The sequence below is a fragment of the Polaromonas sp. P1_E12 genome (assembly GCF_056405975.1).
On record NZ_JBFUBB010000005.1, the window covers coordinates 200,396 to 218,148 of the forward strand.

The window sequence follows — 17,753 nt, forward strand, 5'->3', positions numbered from 1 at the left end:
GCTATGCCGGGCGCAAGGCGCCCGTCCCCCCACAGGGGGAGGTGACGCTACACGAAGTGAGCGTCGGCAGGGGGGATTCTCTTTCCAAGCAGGGGCCGCGATCCGGCTATGCCGGGCGCAAGGCGCCTGTCCCCCTGGGGGGAGGTGACGCTACACGAAGTGAGCGTCGGCAGGGGGGTGCTATTTATCTCTTGAATTTTCCATCGGTGCCGATGATGGACAGATCGGCAAAGTCCAGCCCGGTATGGTCTTCGGGGCTGTAGCTCACCTCAAGCCCGCCGATATCCAGCTTGCGCATGCCTTCCAGCGCGGCCTGGAGTTTCTCGCGCGTGGGTTTGGCGCCTGCCCGGCGCAAGCCCTCCACCAACACCTTTGCGGCGGCAAAACCTTCCAGCATCGCGGGGCTCACGTCGGCTTGCCCCTTGGCCTTGGCCAGCTCCTGTGCCTCCTTCACCATGGGAAAGGCGATGGAGCGCTCATACGGAAACACCTGCGTGACGATCACGCCGCGGGCGTTGTCGCCCAGGCTTTTCACAAAGCCGCCCGAGGCATTGTTCGAAAGCGTCACGATTTGCGCCGTAGAGCCACCCGCGCGGAAGGCCTTGATGCCGTCGACCACAGCCTGCCCTGAGGCCACCATGATGACGGCCTGCGCATTGGACTGGTAAACCTTGGGTGCGATGGGTCCGAAGTCGGGTTTGGAGCGGTCGAATTTTTCCAGTACCGCGGGCTGCAGCTTGGCAGTCGTCAGCCCTTTTTGCGCACCCGTCACGCCGTCAGCGCCGAAGCTGTCGTCGGCATACACGATGCCGATACGCGTGATGCCCATGGAATGCAGGTGGGTGACCGCCTTCTCGGCTTCACGCTGGTAGGTGGCGCGTACGTTGAACACATGTTTTTTGACGGGCTGGTGCAGCACCATGGCGCCGGTGGAGGGGCCAACCAGCGGCACGCCGTTCTTGTCGAGCAGCGGGATGATGGCTTCGGTATGGGGTGTGCCGCGGGTCAGGAACATGGCCAGCACGTTTTGTTCTTCAATCAGCTTGCGTGCGTTTTCGACTGCCAGCTTGGGATCGAACTTGTCGTCGAGTGACACCAGCTCAATCTTTTGCCCGCCCACACCGCCCTTGGCATTGACGGCGTCGATGTAGAGCTTGGCGCCTTCCGTGGTTTCCTTGACGCCGGCGCCCACGGCACCGGTGAACCCCGCGGTTTGCCCGACAAGGAGTTGCGCATGGCTGGCCTGGGCCACGGCCACCATCGCGATGGCGGCGCACCATCTGCTGAGTTTTGTCATGTTGTTCACAGTGTTTCCATCCGGGGTGAAATGATGTATCCATAAGTGAAGCATGAAAGCGCAAAAAATGCGATCAGGAAAACCAGAAGCCGCCCTAATTGGCGTAGCAAAAAGTGTGCAAAAAGGACATTAATCCCTACGCCCTGCACAGCCGGTTGCCCTGTCTAGAATGTTTGACCTCTTCAGGAAAGACTGCACTCATGTCCCAGGGAATCATCCGCATTCGCGGCGCGCGCCAGCACAACCTCAAAAACCTCGATCTGGATATTCGCACCGGTGAAATGACGGTCGTCACCGGCCCCAGCGGCTCGGGCAAATCTTCCCTGGTGTTCGATACCTTGTTTGCCGAAGGCCAGCGCCGTTATGTGGAAACCTTCTCTGCCTACGCACGGCAGTTTCTCGACCGCATGGACAAGCCGGCCGTCGACAAGGTGGAAGGCGTGCCGCCCGCCATCGCCATCGACCAGACCAACCCGGTGCGCAGCTCGCGCTCCACCGTGGGCACCATGACGGAGCTCAACGACCACCTGAAGCTGCTCTACGCGCGCGCCGCGCAGCTCTTCGACAAGCAGACTGCGCAGAACGTGCGCCACGACACACCCGAATCGATTTATGCCGAGTTGATGTCACGCACGAAAGAGGGCGACCCGCGTGTCGTGCTGACCTTCCCGGTCGAGTTGCCCGGCAACACCAGTGCCGAGCAGGTCGAGCAGTGGCTCTCTGTCAGCGGCTTCACGCGCGTTCATGCCCAGCGCGACGTCGCCACGCCCGCCGGTCCGCACAAGTTGCTGGATGTGGTGGCAGACCGCTTTCGCACGCACGCAGTGGAAAAAGCCCGGGTCATGGAAGCCATCGAGACCGCGCTTAAACGCGGCGGCAGGCTCAATATCTATGTGCAGCACGCTGAGGACGGTCAGCCCGATGTCATGTGGCGTTTCTCCACCGGCCTGCATTGCCCCGACAGCGACTTGCGCTACACCAACCCCACGCCTTCGCTGTTCTCCTTCAACTCGGCCATGGGCGCGTGCGAAACCTGTCGCGGCTTTGGCCGTGTCATCGGTGTCGACTACGGCCTGGTGATTCCCAACGACAAACTCACCCTGCGCGCCGGCGCGATCAAGACCATCCAGACCCCGGCCTGGAAAGAAGCGCAGGACGACCTGCTGCGCCACGCCGAAGCGGCGGGCGTTCCGCGCGACACGCCCTGGTACAAGCTCACGCCCGAGCAGCAGGGCTGGGTCATCAACGGCACACCGGGCTATAAGGACGGCAACTGGAACAAGCAGTGGTACGGCATCAAGCGCTTCTTCGAATACCTTGAAAGCAAGGCCTACAAGATGCATATCCGCGTGCTGCTGTCCAAATACCGCAGCTATACGCAGTGCGAAACCTGCGGCGGCGCGCGTCTGAAGCTCGAGTCTTTGCTCTGGCGCCTCGGTTCCAAAGAAGCCGCCGATGCGGTGCTGCCGCCCAGCCAGCGCTTCATGCCGGTGGGCGTGCACTGGAGCCGTGAACAGCTCGAAGCCCTGCCGGGCCTGGCGCTGCACGACCTGATGCGCCTGCCGATCGACAGGCTGCGACAGTTCTTCAGCGGCCTGTCACTCGACGTGATGGGCGACGACGCCGAGCTGCAGGCGCTGAAGTCGCTGTTCGAAGAAATCCAGACCCGCGTCAAATACCTCTGCGACGTCGGCATCGGCTACCTCACGCTCGACCGGCAAAGCCGCACGCTCTCAGGCGGAGAGGTGCAGCGCATCAACCTCACGACTGCGCTGGGCACCTCGCTGGTGAACACGCTGTTTGTGCTCGATGAGCCCTCCATAGGCCTGCACCCGCGCGACATGAACCGCATCACCCAGGCCATGCATCGCCTGCGTGACGCCGGCAACACGCTGGTGGTGGTCGAGCACGACCCGGCTGTCATGCTGGCGGCCGACCGCCTGATCGACATGGGCCCGGGCCCGGGCGAGAAGGGCGGCCAGATCGTGTTTGACGGTACGCCCGACGACATCAAACATGCCGACACGCTGACCGGCGCCTACCTCGGCTCGCGCAAGCAGGTGGGCATGGGGTTCAAGCGCGCGGTGACCGACAACACCCCGCGCCTCATCCTCGAAGGCGCGCGTGACCACAACCTGAAGAACCTGACCGTCGATTTTCCGCTGCAGCGCCTGGTGTGCGTCACCGGCGTCAGCGGCTCGGGCAAGTCCACGCTGATGCAGGACATCCTCGCGCCCGCGCTGCTGCGCCAGTTCGGCAAGGCGACCGAGACGCCGGGCCTGCATGACCGCCTCATGGGCGCCGACCACCTGACCGACGTGGTGTTTGTTGACCAGTCGCCCATCGGCAAGACGGCGCGCTCCAACCCGGCCAGCTATGTGGGGGCGTGGGATGCGGTGCGCGACCTCTTCGCCCTGGCGCCCTTGGCCAAACAGCGCAGCTACACCGCCACCAAGTTCAGCTTCAACAACGGTGACGGGCGCTGCCCGACCTGCGGCGGTTCGGGTTTCGAGCATGTCGAGATGCAATTTTTGAGTGACGTCTACCTGCGCTGCCCCGACTGCGACGGCAAGCGCTACCGCGCCGAGATCCTTGAAGTGACGATTGAGCGCAAGGCGATTGGCGACGTCAAGCCGCGCCTGCTCAATGTCTCTGACGTGCTGGACCTCACGGTGAGCGAGGCGATTGCCCTCTTTGCGCAAGACCGCGAAGTGGTGCGCGCGCTGCAGCCCATCGTCGACGTGGGCCTGGAATACGTGAAGCTGGGCCAGCCCGTGCCCACGCTGTCGGGCGGTGAGGCGCAGCGCCTCAAGCTCGCGGGTTTCCTCGCCAACGCCAGCAAAACCACCAGCGCCAGCAAGCAGGCGCTGGCGCTCAGGCAACCGGGCCGTGGCACGCTGTTTTTGTTCGACGAGCCGACCACCGGCCTGCACTTTGACGACATCGCCAAGCTGATGCGCGCACTGCGCAAGCTGCTCGAAGCCGGCCATTCGTTGATCGTCATCGAGCACAACCTCGACGTGATCCGCTCGGCCGACTGGCTGATTGACCTCGGCCCCGAAGGCGGGGAGGGCGGTGGCCTGCTGGTGGCCCAGGGAACGCCTGAGGAGGTGCGTCAGCACCCGACTTCACACACGGCGCTCGCCCTGCGCGAATACGAGCAGGCCATGGGCAAGGTGCACGGCGTTGAAGAGTCGCGTCCCAAGGTCTGGGCCACACGGCCGGCGTTTTCCAACCTGATCCAGATCGTCAACGCCAAAGAGAACAACCTCAAGAGCCTGTCGGTCGACATTCCGCGCGGCAAGTTCAATGTGGTGACCGGCGTGTCGGGCTCGGGCAAGTCCACGCTGGCCTTTGACATCCTGTTCAACGAAGGGCAGCGGCGGTATCTTGAATCGCTGAACGCCTACGCACGCAGCATCGTGCAGCCGGCGGGCCGGCCCGAGGTGGACGCGGTCTATGGCATTCCGCCCACTGTGGCGATCGAGCAGCGCCTCTCGCGCGGCGGCCGCAAGTCCACCGTGGGCACGACCACCGAGGTCTGGCATTTCCTGCGCCTCCTGTATGTGAAGCTGGGCATCCAGCACTGCACCAAAGACGGCGCAGCCGTGATGCCGCAAAGCCCCGAGAGCATCGCCGCGCAGCTGATCAAAACCTACCGCGGCCAGCATATCGGCCTGCTGGCTCCGCTGGTGATTGCCCGCAAGGGCGTCTACACCGAGCTGGCCGACTGGGCGCGCCCACGCGGCTACACGCATCTGCGCATCGACGGCGAATTTTTGCCGACCACGGGCTTTCCGCGCATTGACCGCTTCAAGGAACACACGGTCGAGCTGCCGATTGCCGACATCCATGTGTCGCCCGACAACGAGGCCGCGCTGCGTGCCGCGCTGGCGACCGCGCTGGAACACGGCAAGGGCGTGGTCCACGTGCTGGCCCCGCTCGACGGCCTGCGCGGCGCGATGATGGCCGGCGCCAGTGCCAAAAACATCGGCAAGCTGATCGCGTTTTCGACCAAGCGCGCCTGCCCGATTTGCGCCACCTCGTATGCCGAACTGGACCCGCGCCTCTTCAGCTACAACAGCAAGCACGGCTGGTGCCCCGACTGCGTGGGCACGGGCGTGAAGCTCACCAAAGAACAGCGCAAGGTGTTTGATGACTCGGTGATGGACGACGACAACAAGGGCCGCGAGCAAAGTTTTGCCGAGCCCGAGGTGGAAGACGTGGCCGGCACCGCCTGCCCGACCTGCGAAGGCACGCGCCTCAATGCCAAGGCCCGCGCGGTGAAGTTCGCGGGTGTCGGCATTGCCGACATCGCAGCGCTGTCGGTGACGGACGTGCGGGGCTGGGTCGAAAAACTCGCGCTGCTGGGCCGTGAGGCTGGCATCGCGCGCGACCTGATTCCCGAAATCAAAAGCCGCCTCGAGTTTCTCGAAGACGTGGGCCTGGGCTACCTCACCCTGGACCGTGGCGCGCCCACGCTCTCGGGCGGCGAGGCGCAGCGCATCCGCCTGGCGGCGCAACTCGGCTCCAACCTGCAAGGCGTTTGTTATGTGCTGGACGAGCCGACGATCGGCCTGCATCCGCGCGACAACCAGATTTTGCTGAGCGCGCTGGGCAAGCTCAGCGACCGCGGCAACACGCTGGTGGTGGTCGAGCATGACGAAGACACCATTCGCCGCGCCGACAACATCATCGACATCGGCCCCGGCGCAGGCAAGCGCGGCGGCACGCTGGTCGCACAAGGCACGGCGGCGCAATTGTCGGCTGTGCCGGAATCTCTGACGGGACGCTACCTTGCCAACCCGCTTATTCACCCGCTACAGATCCGGCGCGAAACACGCAAGGGCGTGGCACCCCTGGCCGCGGTGAAAGAAGCGCCCGTTGACGTGAGCGCCAAGCCGGTGAGCAAGCAGAAGGCGGCCACGCTCAAGGCAGCCGCACTCAAAGCCGCCGCCGCCAATGCCAGCGCACTGCACAATGCGGCGCCGGCGGCGGCCGGGCCTTTCACCTCCTGGCTCACCGTGGTCAATGCCGATCTGCACAACCTCAAGGATGTGTCGGTCACCGTGCCGCTGTACCGCCTGGTGGCGGTGACGGGGGTATCGGGCTCCGGCAAATCAACGCTGGCGCGCGATGTGCTGCTGACCAATGTGCACGCGGGCGTCATGCAGCGCTCGACCAAATCTGGGCGCGACGCCGACGACAAGGGCAAGACGCCCGACTGGACCGGCTGCGAACGCATCGAGGGCTATGCGGTGGTAGACCGCGTGCTGGAAGTCGACCAGACGCCCATCGGCAAGACGCCGCGCTCCTGCCCGGCTACCTACATCGGTTTCTGGGACACGATACGCAAGCTCTTTGCCGACACGCTGGAAGCCCGCGCACGCGGTTATAGTGCCGGGCGCTTTTCGTTCAACACCGGCGAAGGCCGCTGCCCCACCTGCGAAGGCGCGGGGGTGCGGACCATCGGCATGAGCTTTCTGCCCGACGTGAAGGTGCTGTGCGAAACCTGCCACGGCGCGCGCTTCAACCCCGAAACGCAGGCCGTGACCTGGCGCGGCAAAAACATCGGCGACGTGCTGAAGATGGAAGTGGACGAGGCGGTGGATTTCTTCTCTTCCATGCCCAACATCAGCCACCCGTTGCAGTTGCTGAAAGACGTGGGCCTGGGCTACCTCACCCTGGGGCAGCCGTCGCCGACGCTCTCGGGCGGCGAGGCGCAGCGCATCAAGCTGGTGACCGAGCTCAGCAAGGTGCGCGACGACATCACGCGCCGCGGCCAGAAGGCGCCGCACACGCTCTACGTGCTGGACGAGCCCACGGTGGGCCTGCACATGGCCGACGTGGAAAAGCTGATCCATGTGTTGCACCGCTTGGTCAACGGCGGCCACAGCGTGGTGGTGATCGAACATGACCTGGATGTGATCGCCGAAGCCGACTGGGTGATTGACCTGGGGCCGGACGGCGGCAATGCGGGTGGACGCGTGGTGGCTTCGGCTCCGCCCGAGGCTGTCGTCAAGCTCGGCACGCATACCGGGAAAGCCTTGGGAAGCGTATTGAACAGATAGCACCCCCGTCGGATGCTCGCTTCGCGTAGCACCTTCCCCCCTCGAGGGGGCGGCGCCTGCGGCCTGGCTAAGCCAGTTCCGCGGCCCCTGCTGGCAGAGATGGAGTCAACGCTGCGGCAGGCTTTGCTATTGAATTAATAGCTGCTTGCGCTGGTCCTGTATGGTTGAAACGCTTAAAACACCCAAAACGCCGAAGAAAGTGCTGACACCGACGTGACAACCTTTCAGGTGTTGCCCTGATGCGATGGCGGCTTGCTGCACGCATGATATGGGCTCAAGCCGCCATACTTTCAGGATCAGGAGATACACCGATGCAACGCCGCCCTTTACTGCAGATCACCGCCGCCCTGGCCATTTCACTCGCCGGCGCGTGGGGTGCGGCCCATGCGCAAAATTTCCCGGTCAAACCGATCAAACTGATCATCGCCTTCCCGGCGGGCGGGCCCACCGACATCACCATGCGTTCGCTTGCCGACAATGCCTCGAAGATTCTGGGCCAGACGGTGATCGTTGAGAACAAGCCCGGCGCGGGCGGCACCCTGCCGGCCCAGCAACTGCAAAGCGCGCAGGCCGACGGCTACACGCTGGCGCAGATTCCGCTGGGCGTGTTCCGCCTTGGCTACACCACCAAGATCAACTGGGACCCGGTCAAGGACATCAGCTACGTGATCAACGTGACCGGCTACGCCTTCGGCATCGTGGTGCCGGCCGACAGCCCTTTCAAGACCTGGGCCGACTTTGTCGCCTATGCGAAGGCCAACCCCGGCAAGCTGACCTACGGCTCGACGGGCACACTCACCAGCCCGCACCTGACGACCGAACTCATCGCGCAAAAAGCGGGCATCACATTGCAGCACGTGCCCTACAAAGGCAGCGCCGACCTGATGCTGGCGCTGGTCAGCGGCCAGCTGATGGCAGGCGCCGACAGCACCGGTTTTGCGCCGCAGGTCGAGGCGGGCAAGCTGCGCGTGCTCAATACCTGGGGCGAGAAGCGGCTCGACAAATTCCCGAACGCACCCACCCTGAAAGAGCTGGGCTATGACATCGTGCAGAACTCGCCCTTCGGGATAGGCGCGCCCAAAGGCACGCCGCCCGAAGTGGTCAAGCGCCTGCACGACGCCTTCAAGAAAGCAATGGAAGAACCCAGCTACGTCGCGGCGCTGGGCCGCTACGACATGCTGCCCAACTACCTGAGCTCGGCCGACTACACCAAGTTTGCGCAAGACACCGTTGGGCGGGAGAAGGTGCTGATCGATAAGTTAGGCCTCGCCAAGCCCAACTAAAAGTAGGCACACCCCTATCGGGATTCACTTCGTGTAATCCCTTTTCCCCTTGCAGGGGACGAGGCTTGCGGCCCGGCGAAGCCGGTTCCGCGGCCTCCCCGGCTTTTTCGGGTCTATTTGCTGACCGGGTTTGCCAAGACAAACAATTCGTCGGCTAACTGTTCCGCCAGCGCGGGCGCGACGCCAGCGCCAAAAATCAAACGGTAGATGATGGGGGCCATCATGTGGTCCAGCACCTGCTGCACGGTGGGTGTGGCGTCGCCGCGGGCCTGGGCGCGTTTGACCAGAACCGTGGCTTCGTTGCGGCGGTTTTTCAGGCAATTGGTTTCTTCTGATCCCGCCAGCGCGGCAGCGGCCTTCAGCAGTGAGGCATTGCCTGGCTTGTTGAGGTGGTTGATCAGTTCCTTGGCCCAGGCCGTGAGTTCGGCTTTCAGGTCGCCCGTCTCAGGCAGGGGGCGGTTCGGGTCCAGCCGCTGCTGGGCGGTTTCGCCGAGCAGGCCGTTCACGTCGCCCCAGCGCCGGTAAATGCTGGAAGCACTCACGCCGGCGCGCTCGGCCACGGCCGGCACGGTGACTTTGTCGCGGCCCTCCTGGGCAATCAGTTCTTCCAGCGCCTTGCGCACCACGATTTGCACCTGGGCGCTGCGTCCGCCGGGGCGTTTGTTCTGGGGCGTTTGGAGGGTGCTCATCAGGGCGAATTCTAGCCTAAAAGCAACGATGTTTGCGTTAATTTTTGAACGGGTATAGAATTTGCAAACGCGAATAAATTAGCTTTAAGAAAGTTGAGCGTTCCCCATGGCTACCCCTGCTGCTCCCGCCGATCCCTCATTGCAACCATCCCGCCCGACGGCGGCCCACTGGCAACTGCCGCCCGCAGCCGCCTTCCCCTTGCTGGCGATCCTGTTGTTCGCGTTCTTCGTGGCGGGCAGTGCGCCGTCGCCGCTGTTCGTCGTCTTCCAGCAGCAGTGGGGCTTTTCCCCTGCGCTGCTGACGGTGGCGTTTGCGATTTACGCGATTGCGCTGCTGGCCTCGCTGCTGGTGGCTGGCTCACTGTCTGACCACATCGGCCGGCGGCCTGTGGTGTTTACCGCCTTGCTGCTGCAGGCCGGCGCGATGCTGACTTTTTTGCTGGCCGGGAGCATCAACGGCATCATTGCTGCGCGCATCGTGCAGGGCATCGCCACCGGCATGGTCGGCGGCGCGCTGACGGCGGCGGTGGTGGAGGCCGCCCCCGCTGCGCAAAAACGCCTGGGCGCGATGATCGGCAGCGTCTCGCCGCTGGCGGGCTTGGCCGTGGGCGCGCTGCTCACCGGTATCGCCGTCAAGTTCACCTTGCACCCGGTGCCGCTGGTGTTTGGCGTGCTGGTCGCCATCTGCGTGGTGGGTGCGGTGGCCACGCTGTTCCTGCCCGAAAGCGTCACGCCGCGCCCCGGCGCGCTGGCTTCGCTGGTGCCGCGCATCTCGGTGCCGGTGCAGGCGCGCGCCGAATTTGTGCGCGGCGTGCCGACAATGCTGGCGGTGTGGTCGCTTGCGGGCCTGTACCTGTCGCTGGTGCCTTCCGTGCTGCAGCAAATCTTTGGCATCCACGACGGCATCGTTAACGGCCTGGCCATTGCGGCCTTCTTCGGCCTGGGCGCTGCTTCGCCGACTTTGTTGAGGCGCTTTTCGCCCGTGCGCATGAGCGCCATCGGCATGAGCTTGCTCGCCGTGGGCGCAGGTCTGGTGGTCCTGTCGCTGGCCACCCGTTCCGTGGCGCTGTTTTTCGCGGGGACGGCGCTGGCCGGTTTCGGCGGCGGCTCGGCTTTCTCCGCGCAGGTGCAGACGCTGGCGCCGATGGCACAGCCGCACCAGCGGGCGGAGTTGTTTTCTGCGCTGTACGCCATCAGCTACCTGGCCTTCAGCGTGCCCGCCATGCTGGCAGGCCGCTTGATCGCACCGTTGGGCCTGCCCGCTACGGTAGAGGGTTATGCCGCGCTGGTTCTGGCGGTAGCGGCTCTCGGCGCCTGGTTGCGCTGGGGCTCAGTGCGCCGCCAATATAGCTAACCCCTGCTGACGCTCACTTCGTGTAGCGTCCCCTCCCCTTCAGGGGACGGTGCCTGCGGCCGGGCAAAGCCCGATCCGCGGCACCCGCTGAGGTAACGCGGGGCAGCCGCGGTTGTTAATCCAGTAAAGCGCGCGCCATTTCGGTGAAACCTGCGCCGCGCTCGCCCTGGGTGACATAGCGCGGCAGGTGCGCCAGCTGCGGCACAAAGCGCGCGATGTTGGCCACACCCACGCTGTTGGCAAAGGTCTTGAACATCAGCTGGTCGTTGGTCGAATCGCCCACATAAACCCAGCGATCCATCTCCGCGTCCAGGTCGCGCTGCCAGAGCTGCCGGACGATCCAGCGCGCGCCTTCGAGCTTGTTGTGGCTGCCATACCAGCCGTTGATGTGGATGCTGCTGACGGTGGCGTGCATGCCCTCGCTTTTCATCAGTGCCACCACTGCGGCGATTTGCGCGTCGCTCAGTTGCACGAACTCACTGTGATCGATGGCGATGTCGGTTTCACGGCCCGGCGAGTCGGTGGCGCGGGTGACGCCCGGCATCTCGCGCTCGATGCGCGCCAGCACGGCCTGCATGCGGGCGAAGTTGGCAGCGCGTGTCGCGGAATCCTGTTGGTATATTTTTGATAGCTGATTGCGCAAGGCTGGTGCGGCTTGCGGGGCTTTTTTGTCTAAAACCTGCGCCGGCAGCAGCGCCACCGCACCGTTCTCCGCCACGATGGCATCGACCGGCCAGCTTGCCGCGAAGGGCTCACTCCAGCCTACGGGCCGCCCGGTGATGGCTACCACCTTGAGCCCGGCGGCATTCAACGCACCCAAAGCCTCCAGCGCATCGGCGGTGATCGCTCCCTCGGTGGTCAGTGTGTCGTCGATGTCGGTGAAGACGCCGGTGATCTGTGCGCGCTCGGTGAGCGCCCAGGATGTGAGGTCCTTCATCGTTGCTTTCTCAGTATCTCGATGCCCATCAGAACGGCAATGCCTGTGATCAACAAGCCCGCGATCCCCTGGATCCAATCGTTGAACCACAGTTCCCCGGGCTCGAGCACCGCTTCGGAGGCATTTTCGGGATCGTAGCGCACGGCCACCGTGTCGCCTTTCTTGAACGCAGCCTCGAATAGCTCGGACTCTTCCTTCGAAAGGCAGCTGTCCGCCGCGCGCACACGTTGGCCGGTGAAGGGTCGGCCCTGCACCTTGTAGCTATAGGTGGCAAGCTGCTCATAGCAACTGGCTCGCTTGTCGGACGTGGCCTTCACGCTGGACGAAAGTATTTGCGCGCTGCCTGTTTCCCAATCGAGGGTTTGCAAGGCCCGGTATGCCTTTGATGCGAAGCTGGCGCTCATTCCCGCACCCATGATCAGGAACAAGGCACAGTAGACGGGCGCCAGACGGGGGTACATCAGGCCGCCCCGAAGCCTGGATGCCCTACGGAAGAGGGGCGAAAGTGGCAGGCTGCGGACTCTTGCATGGTGAAATTCTCGCATGGTGTGGGCCCCCACGGTCGCTCACTGCATGTAGTTCCCTGCCCCCTCGAGGGGGCCGCCCGCCTGCGGCCCGGCAAAGCCGAAAAATTGGCACACCCCTATCGGGCTCACTGCGTGTAGCCCTTTTCCCCTTGCAGGGGACTGAGCCTGCGGCCCGGCAAAGCCGGTTCCGCGGCCCATGCGGGTTGAAGCGTTCTTTGGGCGCGATCGGTGATGGCGTATTTCACCAGCGGGGGCCGAGGGTCCGGCTTCGCCGGCCCCAGGCGCCGCCCCCTCGAGGGGAGAGCAGGCTACACGAAGTGAGCCTGAACGGGGGAGTTCGGTATAATCGTGGCTTCCTGAGGAGCGTTGCAAGCCACACCATGTGGACCAGGCTCAGGACTTCATTGCAACCACGCTCACCCGCAAGTGCTCTCTCAAGCCGGGTGAATGACTGAATTCCCCCGCTGCTTCGAAAGCGCCTTGCCCGTGGCGATTTTGCCCAGTTGACGTTTGAATTTGGAGAACCGTATGAGCGCCGTCCTGAAACCTTCCACCGACTACACCATTGCCGATATCTCGCTTGCCGCCTGGGGCCGCAAGGAACTGAACATCGCGCAAACCGAAATGCCCGGCCTGATGGCCATCCGCGAAGAATTCGCGAAGGCGCAGCCGCTGAAGGGCGCGCGCATCACCGGTTCGCTGCACATGACGATCCAGACCGGCGTGCTGATTGAAACCCTGCAAGCCCTGGGCGCTGAAGTGCGCTGGGCTTCGTGCAACATCTTCTCGACGCAGGACCATGCCGCCGCCGCGATTGCCGCCGCCGGCACGCCGGTGTTCGCCATCAAGGGCGAAACCCTGGCCGACTACTGGGACTACACCCACAAGATCTTCGAATTCAGCGGCGCCAAGGGCACGCCTGAAGAAGGTCCCAACATGATCCTGGACGACGGCGGCGACGCGACGCTGCTGATGCACCTGGGCACCAAGGCCGAAAAAGACGCGAGCCTCATTTCCAAGCCCGGCAGCGAAGAAGAAATCTGCCTGTTCAATTCGATCAAGGCCAAGCTGGCGCAAGACCCGACCTGGTACAGCCGCCGCCTGAAAAACATCATCGGCGTGACTGAGGAAACCACCACCGGCGTGTTGCGTTTGAATGAAATGTCGGCCAAGGGCACGCTGGCCTTGCGCGCCATCAACGTGAACGATTCCGTCACCAAGAGCAAGTTCGACAACCTGTACGGCTGCCGCGAATCCCTGGTTGACGCGATCAAGCGCGCCACCGACGTGATGGTCGCCGGCAAGGTCGCACTCGTGGCCGGTTACGGCGACGTGGGCAAGGGCTCCGCACAAGCCTTGCGCGCACTGAGCGCCCAGGTGTGGGTGACCGAGATCGACCCCATCAACGCCCTGCAGGCCGCGATGGAAGGTTACAAGGTCGTGACCATGGAATACGCTGCCGACAAGGCTGACATTTTTGTGTCCGCCACCGGCAACAAGAACGTCATCACTTATGAGCACATGGCGAAGATGAAAGACCAGGCCATCGTCTGCAACATCGGCCATTTCGACAACGAGATCGACGTCGCATCGCTCGAAAAATGCACCTGGGAAGAGATCAAGCCGCAAGTCGACCACGTGATCTTCCCGGACGGCAAGCGCATCATCCTGCTGGCCAAGGGCCGCCTCGTGAACCTGGGTTGCGGCACCGGCCACCCGAGCTTCGTGATGTCGTCAAGCTTTGCGAACCAGACCATCGCGCAGATCGAGCTCTTCACCAAGAAAGACGCTTACGAAGTGGGCAAGGTCTATGTGCTGCCCAAGCACCTTGACGAGAAAGTTGCGCGCCTGCACCTGAAAAAGGTTGGCGCTGTGCTGACCGAGTTGAGCGACGAGCAGGCTGCGTACATCGGTGTCTCTAAAGCCGGCCCGTACAAGGCTAATACGTACCGCTATTAATGAGTGGTCGAAGGCGGTTTGCATGAGCGTCCGCCTTTGAATATCTGAGCGTTCACTGAGCCTGGTCGATATTTCGACAGGTTCGGTGAACGGGCTGGCCGCACTGGCCAGCATGCGCCCGCAACGATCCTTGAGGCCGTTGAAATACCGAGAACACATTACATGCGCGCTGACCTATTCCTCGTCGAACACGGCCATGCCGCCACCCGCTCGCAGGCCCAGCGCCTGATCGCTTCGGGGGTGCAGTGGCGTCCTGAAGCCGACGCTGCCTGGAAGAAGGTTGCCAAGAACGGCGACGAGATTCCGGCGGGCGCCGAGCTGCAGCTGCTGGATACCACCGAAGCCAAGTACATCTCGCGCGGCGGGCTCAAGCTCGAAGGCGCGCTCAAGGCTACCGGCCTCAGTGTGGCGGGCTTGCGTTGCCTTGACGTGGGCCAGTCCACTGGCGGTTTTACCGACTGCCTGCTGCAGCACGGCGCATTGCAGGTGGTGGGCGTCGATGTGGGCCACGGCCAGCTGCATGCCAGCCTGCGTGACGACCCGCGTGTGGTTTGCGTCGAGGGTCTGAATGCCCGTTCCATGACCGCCGCCGACCTGGTGGCCGGCCATGCAGGCGACAGCGGCGACATGGATTTTGCTGATGACTTCGATGGCGATGGGGATGACGCCGACCTGGATGAAGCGAGCCTGGCCGCAGAAGCCAACTTCGACTTCCTGACGGGTGATTTGTCCTTCATCTCGCTCACGCTGGTGTTGCCCGCCGTGGTTCGCCTGCTCAAGCCCGGCGGCGACCTGCTCATGCTGGTCAAGCCGCAGTTTGAATTGCAGCCCGGCCAGATCGGCAAGGGTGGCATTGTGCGTGACCCGGCGCATTTCGAGTTTGTCGAAAAGCGCTTGCGCGATGCCTGCGCAGCGCTGGGGCTGGAAGTGAAAGCCTGGCTGGCGTCGCCGATTGAAGGCGGTGACGGCAACCGCGAATTTTTTATCCAGGCCGTCAAGGGCCAGGACGTGGCGGGCGAAGACCAGCCGCTGCCGGCCGTACCGCAGCGCAAGATTGCCAAGCGCGTGCCACGCAGCGAAATGCGCGCCTCCCGCGCGCCGCACGAAGACTCCGAACTTGCGCATGCCGGCCAGCCTGGCCCTGCGCGTGGCAAGCGGCGTGACAGCAAAACCGACACGACAAATAACGACGAGTGAGATCCGTGATGAGCCTGAATCTTCCCCTCAGTTTTGAATTCTTCCCGCCCAAGACACCTGAAGGCGCCGAGAAGCTGCGTGTGGCGCGCCAGGCGCTCTATGCGCACAAGCCCGAGTTTTGCTCGGTGACGTTTGGCGCGGGTGGTTCCACGCAAGACGGCACTTTCGGCACGGTGAACGAAATCCTGGCCGAAGGCGTGGCGGCGGCCTGCCATTTCTCGTGCGTGGGCGCCACCAAGGCCACGGTGCGCCAGCAGCTCACCACCTTGCAAATCATGGGTGTGAAACGCCTGGTCGCCCTGCGCGGTGACCTGCCCAGCGGCTACGGCGCGGGCGGTGAGTTCCACTACGCCAGCGACCTGGTGGCCTTCATCCGCGCTGAAACCGGCGACACTTTCCACATCGAAGTGGCCGCTTACCCGGAAATCCATCCCCAGGCCAGATCGGCCGATGCCGACTTGCAGGCCTTTGTGCAAAAGGTCAAGGCCGGCGCCAACTCGGCCATCACACAGTATTTTTTCAACGCCGACGCCTACTACCGTTTTGTCGACGACGCGCAGGCTCTGGGTGTGGACGTGCCCATTGTGCCCGGCATCATGCCCATCACCAGCTCTACGCAACTCATGCGCTTTTCCGATGCCTGCGGCGCCGAGATTCCGCGCTGGATCCGCCTGCGCCTGCAGGGCTTTGGCGACGACACCGCGTCCATCAAGAGCTTCGGCCTGGACGTAATCACCGGCCTGTGCGAGCAGCTCTACGCCGCAGGCGTGCCCGGCATTCATTTCTACACGATGAACCAGGCCGCAGCGACGACCGAAATCATCGGGCGACTGCAGCGCGCCTGAGGCTACACGCCATGCAGCAGGGTGCACGCCGGTCTGCCGTCACCCTCAGCGCTGCGGTGCTGCTGGCCTTGCTGGCCGCATGCACCACGCCGCCACCCAACAAGCCATCCACCGTGCCGGGTGCTGCTGCACCGGCGCCGCGTCCTTCACGTCCCGCCACCGATGCATCACCCGCGACCGGTGAGATAGCCGACGAGGTGCCGCCTTCTGCCGCTGCACCCAGGCCGTCGCTGCTGGCCGGCGAAGTGCCCCGCGAATTCCAGCGCGGCCAGGCTTCCTGGTACGGCCCGCGTTTTAACGGCCGGCGCACCGCCAGCGGAGAACGCTTTGACATGCAGGAGTTCACCGCTGCGCACCGCACGCTGCCTTTTGGCACCATGGTGCGTGTGCACAGCCTGGTCAACGGCCGTGATGTGGACGTCCGCATCACCGACCGCGGACCCTACAGCGGCAACCGCATCATCGACCTGAGCCGCGCCGCGGCGGAAGAGCTCGGCATGTTGGGCATGGGGCTGAAGGAAGTTGTGCTGCTGGTGCCGGAGTCCACACCGGAGGTCGCGACGACACCCGCGCCTGCGGTCCGGAAGCGCCCGCCTGCAAGGCGGCGCCCAGCGGCGCCGCGTACGCCGCGCTGAATCGCCCCGCTGACGAGGCGCGCTCGCTCAATTCACAAAAGTCACGTCGTCCCTGGCCTGCGGCGGGATCTTGATGGCCAGCGCCTTGACGGGCCCGCTGGTCACCAGCGTGCCGCCGTGTGCCGTGCCTTTGGGAATGATGATCAGCGTGCCCGGCTTGAACTCCTTGCGCTCGCCGCCCAGCCACATGGCACCGCTGCCTTCGATGATGTACTGGATCTCGTCGGTTTTCGGGTGAATGTGTTTGGCCACATTGCCGGACTGAATGCCGATGGTGGCGTTGTCGGTGATGACCAGCCCTTTCGCATTCATTTCAGGGTTTGGGGTGCCGGGAATGTCGCCGTGCTTGAGCGCCGCAAGGTCAATCATCGCCGGCGCCAGGGGCACGGCCTGCGCATGCGCATCGGGCAGGGCGTGCTGGGCCAGCGGCGACAGCGCAATCCCGGCCACAAAGGCAACGGTGACGGAAAAGCCGAGGACGGTGGTGGTGTGGCGCATGGAATCCTTTTTGTGGGGTGTTGTGTATGGGCGGGCCAGTATGCCCATGTTGCGACGGGCTTGCCAATAGCGGTGACCCGACCCGGCAACCGGTCGTTTCGTTTCAGCGCAAATCCCGCTGCCACAGCTTGGGTTGTATGTTGGGAGTGCTATATATTTGATAGCTTATTGCGCTTGTCTGGATTGGCCTGAAGGCTGTTTTCATGCTGAAAATAGCCTTGAAACCGGCGAAAAACAGCTTTAGCTCGCACATGAACGTTTGCGGGGCCGCTTTTGACGCTGTTTTGGGGCTTTTTCACGCATGAGATTGGCCTCTAGCCCAATAGATACAAACGCAAGCAGCTACGAATTCGATAGCAACCTGCCAGCACAAACTGGTGTCGGGTCAGGTCAGCGTTCGACGGCTACACCCGATTTCACCCGGCTGCACACAAGGTCAATCCGGTCGCCAGCGCAAATCG

At 63.7% G+C, this 17,753-nt stretch carries 12 protein-coding genes and 1 riboswitch; of the genes, 7 read left to right on the forward strand and 5 right to left on the reverse strand.

All coding sequences use genetic code 11. The features are described 5' to 3' along the window. Positions 1-184: 184 nt before the first annotated feature. Positions 185-1,297, reverse strand: a complete 1,113-nt coding sequence (locus AC1D13_RS15640) for an ABC transporter substrate-binding protein (RefSeq protein ID WP_457282879.1) — start codon at positions 1,295-1,297, stop codon at positions 185-187. A gap of 200 nt (positions 1,298-1,497) precedes the next feature. On the opposite strand from AC1D13_RS15640, the gene uvrA reads away from it, so the two are divergent. Both uvrA and AC1D13_RS15650 read left to right on the forward strand, forming a co-directional pair. Further along, positions 1,498-7,368 (forward strand): excinuclease ABC subunit UvrA, encoded by a 5,871-nt coding sequence (gene uvrA, locus AC1D13_RS15645; protein ID WP_477689861.1) that lies wholly within the window; start codon positions 1,498-1,500, stop codon positions 7,366-7,368. A gap of 311 nt (positions 7,369-7,679) precedes the next feature. Beyond that, positions 7,680-8,651, forward strand: coding sequence for a Bug family tripartite tricarboxylate transporter substrate binding protein (locus tag AC1D13_RS15650; protein ID WP_457282881.1), 972 nt, complete (start codon positions 7,680-7,682; stop codon positions 8,649-8,651). Between the two features lie 113 nt (positions 8,652-8,764). On the opposite strand, the gene AC1D13_RS15655 is transcribed toward AC1D13_RS15650, so the two are convergent. Continuing rightward, entirely contained in the window at positions 8,765-9,340 is a 576-nt protein-coding gene (locus AC1D13_RS15655; RefSeq protein WP_477666793.1) for a TetR/AcrR family transcriptional regulator, read from the reverse strand. Between the two features lie 106 nt (positions 9,341-9,446). On the opposite strand from AC1D13_RS15655, the gene AC1D13_RS15660 reads away from it, so the two are divergent. Continuing rightward, positions 9,447-10,694 carry an MFS transporter gene (locus tag AC1D13_RS15660; RefSeq protein ID WP_457282883.1) on the forward strand — a complete coding sequence of 416 codons (1,248 nt, stop codon included), beginning with the start codon at positions 9,447-9,449 and terminating at the stop codon, positions 10,692-10,694. A gap of 115 nt (positions 10,695-10,809) precedes the next feature. Here the strand turns inward: AC1D13_RS15660 and AC1D13_RS15665 are convergent, their stop codons facing one another. Together AC1D13_RS15665 and AC1D13_RS15670 are read right to left on the reverse strand one after the other, a co-directional pair. Next, positions 10,810-11,631, reverse strand: coding sequence for an HAD-IIB family hydrolase (locus AC1D13_RS15665; protein ID WP_477689862.1), 822 nt, complete (start codon positions 11,629-11,631; stop codon positions 10,810-10,812). Continuing rightward, on the reverse strand, positions 11,628-12,059 hold the full coding sequence (locus AC1D13_RS15670) for a DUF3592 domain-containing protein (protein WP_477689863.1): 432 nt from the start codon (positions 12,057-12,059) through the stop codon (positions 11,628-11,630). The genes AC1D13_RS15665 and AC1D13_RS15670 overlap by 4 nt, the downstream gene beginning before the upstream one ends. Before the next feature lie 451 nt (positions 12,060-12,510). Beyond that, positions 12,511-12,583: riboswitch (S-adenosyl-L-homocysteine riboswitch) on the forward strand. A 103-nt stretch (positions 12,584-12,686) separates the two neighbouring features. On the opposite strand from AC1D13_RS15670, the gene ahcY reads away from it, so the two are divergent. The 4 genes from ahcY to AC1D13_RS15690 all read left to right on the forward strand — a co-directional run bounded on the left by ahcY (position 12,687) and on the right by AC1D13_RS15690 (position 16,794). Further along, a complete protein-coding gene (ahcY, locus tag AC1D13_RS15675) occupies positions 12,687-14,117 on the forward strand; it encodes an adenosylhomocysteinase (protein ID WP_457282886.1) in 1,431 nt (476 codons plus the stop codon). Positions 14,118-14,279: 162 nt separating this feature from the next. After that, a complete protein-coding gene (locus AC1D13_RS15680) occupies positions 14,280-15,314 on the forward strand; it encodes a TlyA family RNA methyltransferase (RefSeq protein ID WP_477689864.1) in 1,035 nt (344 codons plus the stop codon). An 8-nt stretch (positions 15,315-15,322) separates the two neighbouring features. Further along, positions 15,323-16,159, forward strand: a complete 837-nt coding sequence (gene metF, locus AC1D13_RS15685; RefSeq protein WP_457282888.1) for a methylenetetrahydrofolate reductase [NAD(P)H] — start codon at positions 15,323-15,325, stop codon at positions 16,157-16,159. Positions 16,160-16,170: 11 nt separating this feature from the next. Next, a complete protein-coding gene (locus AC1D13_RS15690) occupies positions 16,171-16,794 on the forward strand; it encodes a septal ring lytic transglycosylase RlpA family protein (protein ID WP_477689865.1) in 624 nt (207 codons plus the stop codon). Positions 16,795-16,821: 27 nt separating this feature from the next. Here AC1D13_RS15690 and AC1D13_RS15695 read toward each other — a convergent pair whose 3' ends face one another. Then, the gene (locus tag AC1D13_RS15695) at positions 16,822-17,292 is read right to left on the reverse strand and encodes a cupin domain-containing protein (RefSeq protein WP_457282890.1); all 471 of its coding nucleotides are present in this window, start codon (positions 17,290-17,292) and stop codon (positions 16,822-16,824) included. Positions 17,293-17,753: the final 461 nt, after the last annotated feature.

Coding starts and splice junctions, on each gene's coding strand:
- AC1D13_RS15640 (WP_457282879.1), bottom strand. CDS start 1,297: ATGACAAAACTCAGCAGATGGTGCGCCGCCATCGCGATGGTGGCCGTG.
- uvrA (WP_477689861.1), top strand. CDS start 1,498: ATGTCCCAGGGAATCATCCGCATTCGCGGCGCGCGCCAGCACAACCTC.
- AC1D13_RS15650 (WP_457282881.1), top strand. CDS start 7,680: ATGCAACGCCGCCCTTTACTGCAGATCACCGCCGCCCTGGCCATTTCA.
- AC1D13_RS15655 (WP_477666793.1), bottom strand. CDS start 9,340: ATGAGCACCCTCCAAACGCCCCAGAACAAACGCCCCGGCGGACGCAGC.
- AC1D13_RS15660 (WP_457282883.1), top strand. CDS start 9,447: ATGGCTACCCCTGCTGCTCCCGCCGATCCCTCATTGCAACCATCCCGC.
- AC1D13_RS15665 (WP_477689862.1), bottom strand. CDS start 11,631: ATGAAGGACCTCACATCCTGGGCGCTCACCGAGCGCGCACAGATCACC.
- ahcY (WP_457282886.1), top strand. CDS start 12,687: ATGAGCGCCGTCCTGAAACCTTCCACCGACTACACCATTGCCGATATC.
- AC1D13_RS15680 (WP_477689864.1), top strand. CDS start 14,280: ATGCGCGCTGACCTATTCCTCGTCGAACACGGCCATGCCGCCACCCGC.
- metF (WP_457282888.1), top strand. CDS start 15,323: ATGAGCCTGAATCTTCCCCTCAGTTTTGAATTCTTCCCGCCCAAGACA.
- AC1D13_RS15690 (WP_477689865.1), top strand. CDS start 16,171: ATGCAGCAGGGTGCACGCCGGTCTGCCGTCACCCTCAGCGCTGCGGTG.
- AC1D13_RS15695 (WP_457282890.1), bottom strand. CDS start 17,292: ATGCGCCACACCACCACCGTCCTCGGCTTTTCCGTCACCGTTGCCTTT.